Annotated in this window: 10 protein-coding genes; 5 read left to right on the top strand and 5 right to left on the bottom strand. The window is 37.8% G+C overall.

Annotation, left to right across the window (positions count from 1 at the left end; translation table 11 throughout):
* The 3 genes from KQI94_RS13925 to KQI94_RS13915 form a co-directional block, all read right to left on the bottom strand.
* The coding region (locus KQI94_RS13925) for a pyridoxal phosphate-dependent aminotransferase (RefSeq protein WP_216454533.1) at positions 1-1,035 on the bottom strand (1,035 nt) is incomplete at its 3' end.
* A gap of 15 nt (positions 1,036-1,050) precedes the next feature.
* Positions 1,051-1,773 (bottom strand): amino acid ABC transporter ATP-binding protein, encoded by a 723-nt coding sequence (locus KQI94_RS13920; RefSeq protein WP_002355769.1) that lies wholly within the window; start codon positions 1,771-1,773, stop codon positions 1,051-1,053.
* On the bottom strand, positions 1,766-3,229 hold the full coding sequence (locus KQI94_RS13915; protein WP_002355770.1) for an ABC transporter permease subunit: 1,464 nt from the start codon (positions 3,227-3,229) through the stop codon (positions 1,766-1,768). The genes KQI94_RS13920 and KQI94_RS13915 overlap by 8 nt, the downstream gene beginning before the upstream one ends.
* A 170-nt stretch (positions 3,230-3,399) precedes the next feature.
* Between KQI94_RS13915 and KQI94_RS13910 the strand changes: the two genes are divergently transcribed.
* The 5 genes from KQI94_RS13910 to adhE all read left to right on the top strand — a co-directional run bounded on the left by KQI94_RS13910 (position 3,400) and on the right by adhE (position 9,593).
* On the top strand, positions 3,400-4,506 hold the full coding sequence (locus tag KQI94_RS13910) for an iron-containing alcohol dehydrogenase family protein (RefSeq protein ID WP_002368149.1): 1,107 nt from the start codon (positions 3,400-3,402) through the stop codon (positions 4,504-4,506).
* Positions 4,507-4,664: 158 nt separating this feature from the next.
* Positions 4,665-5,810: a tRNA guanosine(34) transglycosylase Tgt gene (gene tgt / locus KQI94_RS13905; protein ID WP_002368150.1), complete on the top strand. Its 1,146-nt coding sequence runs from the start codon at positions 4,665-4,667 to the stop codon at positions 5,808-5,810.
* 60 nt (positions 5,811-5,870) lie between these two features.
* Entirely contained in the window at positions 5,871-6,269 is a 399-nt protein-coding gene (gene yajC / locus KQI94_RS13900; RefSeq protein WP_002390395.1) for a preprotein translocase subunit YajC, read from the top strand.
* 261 nt (positions 6,270-6,530) lie between these two features.
* Positions 6,531-6,836: a post-transcriptional regulator gene (locus KQI94_RS13895; RefSeq protein WP_002364719.1), complete on the top strand. Its 306-nt coding sequence runs from the start codon at positions 6,531-6,533 to the stop codon at positions 6,834-6,836.
* A 159-nt stretch (positions 6,837-6,995) separates the two neighbouring features.
* Entirely contained in the window at positions 6,996-9,593 is a 2,598-nt protein-coding gene (gene adhE / locus KQI94_RS13890; protein WP_002388933.1) for a bifunctional acetaldehyde-CoA/alcohol dehydrogenase, read from the top strand.
* A 44-nt stretch (positions 9,594-9,637) separates the two neighbouring features.
* Here adhE and fni read toward each other — a convergent pair whose 3' ends face one another.
* Positions 9,638-10,681, bottom strand: a complete 1,044-nt coding sequence (fni, locus tag KQI94_RS13885; RefSeq protein WP_002390394.1) for a type 2 isopentenyl-diphosphate Delta-isomerase — start codon at positions 10,679-10,681, stop codon at positions 9,638-9,640.
* Positions 10,665-11,221: phosphomevalonate kinase (locus tag KQI94_RS13880; protein WP_216454532.1), on the bottom strand; the 557-nt coding region annotated here is incomplete at its 5' end. The genes fni and KQI94_RS13880, both read right to left, overlap by 17 nt.

Raw genomic sequence — 11,221 nt, 5'->3', positions numbered from 1 at the left:
CACTAATACTTGTGTCTCTTTTAAAAGCTTTTCCACAAAAGGAACGGAAGTTAGTCCGGTTTTTTGAATGTTAATGAAGGCGTAAATACTTCCTTTGACTGGATGAAGCGAAAGGAAAGGAATCTTTGCTACTCGTTGGGCCACATACTCTAAACGTGCTTGGAACACTTCAACGATTGGGTCTACAAATTCGTCAAAATGTTGTAACGCATAGATTCCTGCTTGCTGTGACAACGTAGGCGCAGAATACGTAACGCCTTCATTAATTAATTTGGCTACTTCGTTAATATAGTCTGGGGCAATCATATAACCAATACGCCAACCAGTCATTGCAAAGGCTTTTGAAAAGCTACCAAAAGTGATAGTATTTTCTGGAGCAAACGTAGCCATGGGAGTAAACGTTTCTTGGAAACAAAAGGCTTCATAAACTTCATCTGAAAGAATGTATAAGTTGTGTTCAATCGCTACCTGTGCAATTTCTCTGAAAGTTTCTTCAGAGAAAACAGCGCCTGTCGGGTTATTCGGTGAATTTAGAATAATCGCTTTGGTTTTAGGCGTGATTTTTTCTTTCAAAAGAGCTACATCAATTTGGAAACCATCTTCTTCATAGGTTGGCAAAAAGACCGGAACGCCATCTGCTAAAAGAACTTGGTCTTTATAAGGAGAGAAATAAGGTTCATGAATAATCACTTCATCTCCAGGATTTAGAATCACTTGTAAGGCAAGGTACATCCCGTGTAGAGCGCCAACTGTGGCCCGGACTTGATTCGGTTGAAAAGATAATTGATAATGTGACTGATAAAACTGAATGACCGCCTCAATGAATGCCTCGCTACCATCAGAAGCGGTATATTTTGTATGCCCATTTTTGGCATCGTTAGCTGCTTGTTCGATAATCCGCTCATCGGTAATTAAGTCAGGGTCACCAATCGATAAATCGATTAAATTTGGGGTCTTTTTCGCTAATGTTGCAATATCCATGAGTAAATTTTCAGTAGGTTGTTGGTAACGTGTTGAGATATTCTTGCGATCCATACCAGGTGCTCCTTTTTATAAAACTTTTCTTAGAAAATCTTGTGTTCTTGGGTTTTGTGGCGCATCAAAAATTTCTTCAGGTGTGCCTTCTTCTTGAATGATTCCTGCATCCATAAAAATGACACGGTCCGCGACTTCTTTTGCGAAGCCCATTTCATGGGTAACCACTACCATTGTCATCCCTTCAATAGCTAAATTTTTCATAACGGATAGCACTTCGCCCACCATTTCAGGGTCTAAGGCAGAAGTTGGTTCATCGAACAGCATCACGTCAGGGCGCATGGCTAAAGCACGAGCAATCGCTACCCGTTGTTGTTGCCCACCAGAAAGTTGAGCGGGATAATTTTCTTTTTTATCTGATAAACCAACTTGTTCCAGTAAGGAAAGAGCATGTTCTGTGGCTTCAGCAGCGGCTTCTTTTTTTACTTTAACAGGACTAATCGTTAAGTTTTCCAAGACATTTTTATGCGGGAAAAGATTGAAATTTTGGAATACCATTCCCATTTTTTGACGAAGTTGATCAATGTTGGTATTTTTATCTAATAAATTTTTTCCTTCAAATTCAACGCTGCCACCAGTTGGTGTTTCTAATAAGTTCAGGCAACGTAAAAAAGTACTTTTACCACTACCAGAAGGGCCAATAATTACGACAACTTCACCAGCTTCAATTTCTAAGTCAATTCCTTTAAGTACTTCATTTTTTCCAAATGTTTTCTGTAAGTTTTTAATGTTAATCACTAGTACTCATTCTCCTTTCAGCAACACCTAATAGACGTGAGATAGTAAAGGTTAGGACGAAATAAATTAACGATACAATTAAGTAAGGTAGGAAGGGTTTAAAACTTGCTCCTTGAACGTTGCCAGCTTGGAAAATTAGTTCTGAAACACCAATGACTGAAACAACGGAAGATTCTTTAATTACTGTAACAAATTCATTGCCTAACGCTGGTAAAATATTTTTAATAGCTTGTGGGAAAATGATGTATCGCATTGCTTGGTTTTGATTCATTCCCAAAGAACGAGCAGCTTCCAATTGTCCTTTATTAACCGCCTGAATACCAGCACGAATAATTTCTGCTACATATGCACCACTGTTTAAAGAAAGAGCAATACAACCAGCTGCTACTTTTGATAAGTCCAAACCAAGAACGCCTGTCCCGAAATAGACAATAAAAATTTGAACAAGCAAAGGAGTGCCACGAACATATTCAATATAAGCAATGGCAATGCCACGTAAAATTTTGGAATTGGCTAACTTCATTAAGGCAAGTAATGCCCCTAAAATGGCACCAAACAAAACACCAATGAAAGCTAGGAAAATGGTATAGCCTGCACCGTTAAGGTAGAACTTTCCATACTTTTGTAAAAAGCTTTGATCTTTTTGGAACATTAATTGATTGGCTTCTTTTTTATAACCGTCCATTAATTTTTGATCATTAATTTGTTTAATAGAGGCATTTACTTTCTCCGTCAAAACGGGCGCATCTTTAGGAAAAGCAACGGCAGTATCTTTTGAGCCTTTTTCAAAGGTAACATCAGCAAAAGCTAAATCCTCATTTTGAGAAACATAGGCTTCGCCAACCGGTTCTTCCATAACGACTGCATCTAATTTATTATTTTTTAGATTCATAATTAAATCTGGAATTTTTTGAAGAGAAGTAGGGACAGCACCGGTTAATTCGGTTTTAATTAATTCTTCTTGTGTCGTTTGCTTTTGGGCACCTGCACGAACGCCTTCGAAATCTTTAGTGGAATGAAATTTATCTTTATCTTCTTTCCGAACAATGACTCTTTGTTGAACGTTCATATATGGTTGAGAAAAAGCTACTTCTTTTAATCGTTCAGGCGTTGGTGACATGCCTGAGATGACCATGTCAATCTTGCCAGTTTTTAAGGCCCCTAACAGAGCATCGAAGCCTAGTTCTTCGATTTTTAATTTAACGCCTAAATCGTCGGCAATTTTTTGAGCAATAGAAATATCAAAACCGACAATTTTATCTTCACCATCTACTTTTGCATGAAATTCATAAGGGGCATAGTCTGCGGATAAGCCGACAACTAGTTCTCCCTTTTGGATGATTTTGTCATAGACTGGATCGTTTTCGGCTGCAAAAGTTTCTTTAATAGGTAATAATGAGAGCAACAAGAATAAAATTGGTAAAATCGTCTGTAGCCATTTTTTACATTTGGTCATTTGCGTAAACTCCTTTTTGTATTATTTTTATAAATATTCAAAAAAAACGAATAAATGTATAAAAATTTATTGTGTTATGATGTGGTTTATCATATCATAGAATATGTAAAAGGAAAAGTAGTAGAGTTGAAAAAATACAACTTTTTCAAAAAAATTTTCAAAAGTCAAAAATGAAGGGGATTTTCAAGATGGAACAATCATTAATTGTGAGAGGGACACCACAAGAGTATCTTTGCGAAATTGGTTCGTGGGAATTATTAGAAGGACAACTATTATGCAGAAATATTCATCGTGTATTCATTTTACACGGGACTGAGTCATGGCAAGCGGCAAAACCGTATTTTCCGACGTTTCAAAAAGTAACAGCTGTTTTTGAAAACTATGGAGGTGTTTGTACAGATCAACGTGTGCAAGAGTTAGAAGCGCAAGTGCTGGACAATCATTTAGAGGCCATCGTCGCTGTTGGTGGAGGAAAAGTGGCCGACTTGGGCAAAGCCTTAGCACACAAAATGGCGTTACCGGTCATTATTTTACCCACTTTAGCAGCTACTTGTGCGCCGTGTACGCCATTGAGTGTAATGTATCGAGAAGATGGAGCAATGGAACGGTATGACGTTTTTCCACAAGCAAACGCTTTGGTGTTGGTAGAACCAAGAGTGTTATTGCATTGGCCTCGGTCCTTAATGGTGGCAGGTATTGGGGATACATTAGCTAAATGGTATGAAGCAGATGCGATTATTTCGCAGTTAGACGTCCAAGTGTTACCTATTCAAGTTTCTCATTTTGCCGCGGAAAAATGTCGCGATATTTTGTTAAATGAAAGTATCAATGCTTTAAAAGCGATGGAAGAGCAACAATTAAATCAATCGTTTATTGATGTCATCGAAACAAATTTAATTATTGGTGGAATGGTGGGTGGCTTTGGCGATGATTATGGTCGGACAGCAGGTGCCCATTCCATTCATGATGCCCTAACTTTGCTGCCAGCTAGCCATCGACAATTGCATGGAAACAAAGTGGCGTATGGTGTGTTTGTTCAATTAGCCATTGAAGAGAAATGGCAAGAAATCGCTGAATTGATTCCTTTCTATCACCAACTAGGTTTGCCTATTTCTTTAAAAGAAATGGAGATGGACTTAACTGAAGCCGAGTATCAAGAAGTGGCAGAACGTGCTTGTATAGAAGGCGAAACGATTCATTATATGAAACAAAAAATTACCCCTGAAATTGTGAAAACAGCGATGCAAGATTTAGAAAAATATACAGCGACAAAATAAGTGCCAAACAGCAACTAGTTCATTTGAATTATTTGAACTAGTTGCTGTTTTTTAAGGATCCTTTTTTGAAAAAAGAAACCTTGAGAAATCCTTGCAAATTCAATAAAAAAAAAGTATGATGATGGGAGGACAAATTATAGTAGAAAGTAGGGAAATGAATGACGGAACCAGCCATTCGTTATCGTTTAATCAAAAAAGATAAACACACAGGTGCGCGTTTAGGTGAATTAATTACTCCTCACGGCACATTTCCAACACCAATGTTTATGCCGGTAGGTACACTTGCGACAGTTAAAACAATGTCACCAGAAGAATTAAAAGAAATGGGTGCCGGTGTTATTTTAAGTAATACTTACCATTTATGGTTACGCCCAGGTGAAGATTTAGTCGAAGAAGCAGGCGGTTTACACAAATTTATGAACTGGGATCAACCTATTTTAACTGATTCAGGTGGCTTCCAAGTCTTTTCATTAAGTGATATGCGGAAAATCGAAGAAGAAGGTGTGCATTTTAGAAATCATTTAAATGGTTCAAAAATGTTCCTTTCTCCAGAAAAAGCGATCAATATTCAAAATAAATTAGGATCAGATATTATGATGAGCTTTGATGAATGTCCACCATTTGATGAAAGCTATGAGTATGTCAAACGTTCGATTGAACGGACTTCTCGTTGGGCTGAGCGTGGCTTAAAAGCCCATGCGAATCCTGATAGACAGGGATTATTCGGTATTGTTCAAGGTGCGGGATTTGAAGATTTACGTCGTCAAAGTGCCAAAGATTTAGTGAGTATGGATTTTCCTGGCTATTCGATTGGTGGCTTATCTGTTGGTGAGTCTAAGGAAGAAATGAACCGAGTCTTAGACTTTACGACACCGTTAATTCCTGAAAATAAACCACGTTACTTAATGGGTGTGGGTGCCCCTGATTCATTAATTGATGGAGTGATTCGTGGGATTGACATGTTTGATTGTGTGCTACCAACACGTATTGCGCGCAATGGTACTTGTATGACTTCACAAGGTCGCTTGGTTGTTAAAAATGCCCAATATGCAAGCGATTTTCGTCCGCTTGATGAAAAATGTGATTGTTATGTTTGTCGTAATTATACGCGGGCCTATATTCGTCATTTGATTAAATGTGATGAAACATTCGGAATCCGTTTAACATCGTATCATAATTTATACTTCTTGTTAGACTTAATGAAAAATGTCCGTCAAGCAATTATGGACGACAATTTATTAGAATTCCGACAAGCGTTTTTTGAAGAATATGGCTTTAATAAAGCGAATGCAAAAAGTTTCTAAAAATTAGAGGAAAAAACTAGTTCTTCAAGCATTTTTTTGATACAGTTAGTAGTGTGAATAATGCAGAGTGAGGTGAAACAAATGGGTGGCGGATTTACAATGATTTTTACATTAGTCCTTTTAGGAGGAATGATGTTTTTCATGACACGTTCTCAAAAGAAACAACAGCAAGAACGTCAAAAACAACTAAACTCAATGAAAACTGGCGATAGTGTTGTCACAATTGGTGGTTTACATGGTGTTTTAAGTGAAATCAATGAAAAAACAGTTTTAATCGATTGCGAAGGTATTGTCTTAGAATTTGACCTTGCAGCAATTCGAACTGTAACACCTGGAACTGCCGTTACAAATGATTCAGCAGTAACTAGTGTACCAGTCACAGAAGTTGAAGAGACAGTCACAGAAGAAGTAACTGAAGTTCCTGAAACATCAGATCCTTCAAAAGAAAAGAAAGACTAAACGATTCAACTGATTTATTTAATGGTTAAAGAGAGCGGAACAGGCTTTTCAAAGGCGAAACTGTGACCAGTAGTCACACGAGAAAGCCAATAAGAAGAGATAATTCCTATTCCGCTCGTGTCGTTTATCTTAAAATGTAGGACTAGGAAGGTAGGTCATTTGGACTTACGTCCTAAGTCCTTTTTAACTATTAAGTTTACAAAAAAGGTTCCTTTTTATAGTGTTGGAAGATAGTTAAAAAGTGAGCAATCTTTCACTTGGTTGGAAGGAGAAGAGCCCATGACAAAGGAAAAATTAAGTTGGTTACAACAAAAAATGCTCAATAAAAGTATTAAAAAGAAGTGCCAAAATTTTCGTGAACTAGGTTATTCTTCCATCAACGAAGAAGATTTATTGACTTATTTACTCACCTATCGTTGGAAAAAGCAAGCCCGTTTATCTGTCAAAGACTGTCGCAAAGACATTCAGAAGGTTAAGCCGAATGAATTTTTTGACTATCAACAATTATTGGCACAGACATCAAAAAATCCTTTAAGGGACTGGCATGATATTGAAGACTTATTCTAGAAAAAAGAATAGGTCTTTTTTTTTTTGAGATAAAAAAAATTATAAATAGTTGTGAAAAATATCACAAAAACTATTTACAAGATTCATTTTATGTTGTATGATGTGAATGTGAAATAGTTAACAAAGTTTTTTTAAAATGAAACTCTTAGGAGGATGAACATGGTTAAAACAGTAAAAAAAGAAAAGACAGAAACAGTTGATGTTTCATCAATGATTGATGAATTAGCAACAAAAGCGAATGTCGCTTTAAAAGCAATGGAAGATTTTACACAAGAACAAGTAGATCACATTGTCCATCAAATGGCGATGGCGGCGTTAGACCAACATATGCCTTTAGCAAAAATGGCTGTCGAAGAAACTGGCCGTGGAATCTATGAAGATAAAGCAATCAAAAATATGTATGCATCTGAATACATTTGGAATAATATTAAACATGATAAAACAGTGGGTGTAATTAACAAAGACGAACAAACCGGTTTAATGGAAATTGCTGAGCCAGTTGGCGTGGTATGTGGGGTCACACCAACAACAAACCCAACGTCAACAACTATTTTTAAATCACTAATCGCCTTAAAAACAAGAAATCCAATTGTTTTTGCTTTCCATCCTAGCGCACAAAAATGTTCGGCAGAAGCGGCACGTATTGTACGGGATGCGGCGATTGCAGCAGGTGCACCAGAAAATTGTATTCAATGGATTGAACAACCATCGATTGATGCAACATCTGCTTTGATGAATCATCCAGGGATTGCCATTGTTTTAGCAACTGGTGGCGCAGGCATGGTAAAATCTGCGTACTCAACAGGTAAACCAGCACTAGGCGTTGGTCCTGGGAACGTACCAGCTTATATTGAAAAAACGGCTAAAGTAAAACGTGCGGTTAATGATTTAATTGTTTCAAAATCATTTGATAATGGAATGATTTGTGCTTCTGAGCAAGCGGTCATTGTGGATAAAGAAATTTATGCTTCTGTCAAAGCTGAGTTTGAAGCACACAACGTTTACTTCGTGAAACCGAATGAATTACAAAAACTAGAAGATGCAGTGATGAATGAAGGCAAATACGCAGTAAATCCAGCGATTGTCGGTAACTCTGCAGAAAAAATTGCTGAATTAGCAGGAATTAGCGTACCAAAAGGCACAAAAATTTTAGTCGCTGAATTAGAAGGTGCAGGTCCAGAATATCCATTATCAAGAGAAAAATTATCGCCAGTTTTAGCAATGATGAAATCAAACAATGCAGAGCATGCTTTTGAACTATGTGAAGCGATGTTAAACTTAGGTGGTTTAGGACATACAGCAGTAATTCATACAGAAGATGAAGAGTTACAAGTTGCTTTTGGTTTACGTATGAAAGCTTGTCGTATTTTAGTGAATACTCCGTCAGCAGAAGGCGGTATCGGTAACATTTATAACGAAATGATTCCATCCTTAACACTTGGTTGTGGTTCATACGGGAAAAACTCTGTTTCTAAAAACGTATCAGCCATTAACTTAATTAATATTAAAACGGTAGCGAAACGGAGAAATAATATGCAATGGTTTAAATTACCTCCAAAAATTTTCTTTGAAAAAAATTCTTTACAATATCTACAAAAAATGGAAAATGTTGAACGTGTCATGTTAGTTTGTGACCCAGGTATGGTTCAATTTGGCTATGCAGATATCGTACGTAAAGAGCTACAAAAACGTAAAAATGATGTGAAAATCGAAGTATTTTCTGATGTTGAACCAAACCCATCAACAAATACTGTTTATGCAGGTACCAAAATGATGGTTGATTTCCAACCAGATACAGTGATTGCCTTGGGTGGCGGTTCTGCAATGGACGCGGCGAAAGGCATGTGGATGTTCTATGAACACCCAGATACAGAGTTCTTTGGTGCAAAACAAAAATTCTTAGATATCCGCAAACGGACATATAAAATTGCCAAACCAGAAAAAACACAATTTGTTTGTATACCAACTACTTCAGGAACTGGTTCAGAAGTTACACCATTTGCCGTTATTACTGATAGTGAAACACACGTGAAATATCCGTTAGCAGACTATGCGTTAACACCAGATGTAGCGATTGTTGATCCACAGTTCGTAATGTCTGTGCCAGCTTCAGTCACTGCAGATACAGGTATGGATGTTTTAACACATGCTATTGAATCTTATGTTTCCGTGATGGCTTCAGATTACACACGTGGTTTAAGTTTACAAGCAATCAAGTTAGTTTTCGATCATTTAGAAAATTCAGTGAAACGTCCAGATATGGAATCTCGCGAAAAAATGCATAATGCATCAACCATGGCAGGGATGGCATTTGCCAATGCATTCTTAGGTATTTGTCACTCTATTGCTCATAAAATTGGTGGGGAATATGGCATTCCACATGGTCGTACAAATGCGATTTTATTACCACATATTATTCGTTACAATGCGAAAGATCCATCAAAACACGCAATGTTCCCTAAATATGATTACTTCCGCGCCGATACTGATTATGCAGACATTGCAAAATTCTTAGGCTTAAAAGGAAATACTACCGCAGAATTAGTAGAAGCTTTAGCAACAGCAGTAGCAGACTTAGGTAAATCAGTCGGAATTGACATGAACTTGAAAGCCCAAGGTGTCTCACAAGAAACATTAGACACAACGGTTGATCGTATGGCAGAACTTGCATATGAAGACCAATGTACAACTGCAAATCCGAAAGAACCATTAATTAGTGAACTAAAACAAATTATCTTAGATGCTTATGTAGGATAAAAGAACTCAAATAAAGAGACCAGAACATTAATGTTCTGGTCTCTTTAACGTTTTGCGAAAACAGTGCTGTCGATACCACGGTTATGACACCAATTAACTAAAACTGGATCGAGGATAAGTGCGGTACTCGTTAATTCTTCTGTCGTCTTTTTTCCTAAAAGAGTATAAAGCATTTTCACTTCTTCTTGCCATTGCTGTACAAGGGCTAAGGTATTTTCTAAACCATTTTTACTCATAAGGGAAGCTAAGATAGTCCCAGCAACTCCCATGCTTTTGGCACCTAAAGCGAGTCCTTTGACAACATCAAGAGAGTTACGCACACCGCCAGAGCCGAGAATAGTTAGTTTCTTTTGCCAATTTTGTGATTCCAGAAGAGAGATGACCGTTGATTGCCCCCAATCATCTAAGAAAGAAAGTTCTCGTTTCTTCCGCCGGGCATTTTCAATTTGTGTAAAACTCGTTCCGCCTTGGCCGCTCACATCCGCTGCTTGAACGCCGATAGAGGTGAGTTTTTCTAAGGTTTCTTGGCTCATGCCAAAGCCAACCTCTTTGACAATGACAGGCACTTCTACGGCCTGTACGATAGCTTCAATCTTGGTTAGCCAATTAGTGAAATCACGATCTCCTTCAGGCATGACCAATTCTTGGGGCACATTTACATGGATTTGTAAGGCATTCGCTTGAAATAAATCAAGCGCTCGCTTTGCTTCTTCCACACCCAAGCCTGCACCAATATTGGCAAAAATGAGTCCATCTGGGTTTTCTTTTCGCATAATTTGATACGTATCCGCTAAACTAGCATCTTTTAACGCTGCCGAGACAGATCCTGTCGCAACTAAAAGGCCAGTTTCTTTGGCAATAATGCCTAATTGCTGATTAATTTCTTTTGCACGCTGACTACCACCTGTCATTGCATTGACATAAAAAGGTTGGGGAAGCTGAAAAGAAAGAAACGAAGTGGAAATATCCACTTCGTTAACAGCGGATTCAGCAAACGATTGGTGAACAAAACGCACACGATCAAAGTCATTACTTTTTTCTTTGTGGAACGCTTTAGCTAATGATAGATGTTCATCTTTTCGATTCATGCTTCTCCTTACACTCCTTTTGACCATAGGTATAGACGTGAAGTGGCAGTGGGGTAATTCCGTCTTTTTCCCAAGCAGTCATTAATGGTAAAATCCCAGATTTTTGGCGGAAAATTACAATCCCACAATCGCCCCCGCCAGCGCCAGAAGATTTCGCAGCTCCTGTATAAGATTCAGCCAAATCACAAAGATTTTTCAAGGCTTCTGTTTCGATTACCACACCAGTCAGTGAAGATAATTCGGCGAGCAATTGGCGATTTTTAGTAATTTGTTTTTGAATAACAGAAATTTTTCCTGTGTTAAAGCCATTAATCATTGTTTCGACACAAAGCCGACTTTTCATTAAGAACTGCTCATAAGCCGCTTGTTTTTCTTCTTTTGATTGATGGACTCGATCAACTAAGTCTGAAGTGGACGCAGGGCTACCTGTCCAACCAATTAGTAAACGTAGTTGTTTCGGTACTTTTAACGGAAAAATCATTAATTCAGGCCAGTCCATTGCTAACAAATCAGTTAATGTTTCAGTGGCCACTTTTTGAT

Source organism: Enterococcus sp. S183_ASV_20 (genome assembly GCF_018919685.1).
In the GTDB taxonomy this organism is placed as follows: Bacteria; Bacillota; Bacilli; order Lactobacillales; family Enterococcaceae; genus Enterococcus; species Enterococcus faecalis.
This window is presented reverse-complemented; position numbering and strand designations above follow the sequence as displayed.

Bases quoted from the DNA above. Each gene is read 5' to 3' on its own strand.
- KQI94_RS13915 (WP_002355770.1), bottom strand. From the start codon at position 3,229: ATGACCAAATGTAAAAAATGGCTACAGACGATTTTACCAATTTTATTC.
- KQI94_RS13910 (WP_002368149.1), top strand. From the start codon at position 3,400: ATGAAGGGGATTTTCAAGATGGAACAATCATTAATTGTGAGAGGGACA.
- tgt (WP_002368150.1), top strand. From the start codon at position 4,665: ATGACGGAACCAGCCATTCGTTATCGTTTAATCAAAAAAGATAAACAC.
- yajC (WP_002390395.1), top strand. From the start codon at position 5,871: ATGCAGAGTGAGGTGAAACAAATGGGTGGCGGATTTACAATGATTTTT.
- adhE (WP_002388933.1), top strand. From the start codon at position 6,996: ATGGTTAAAACAGTAAAAAAAGAAAAGACAGAAACAGTTGATGTTTCA.
- fni (WP_002390394.1), bottom strand. From the start codon at position 10,681: ATGAATCGAAAAGATGAACATCTATCATTAGCTAAAGCGTTCCACAAA.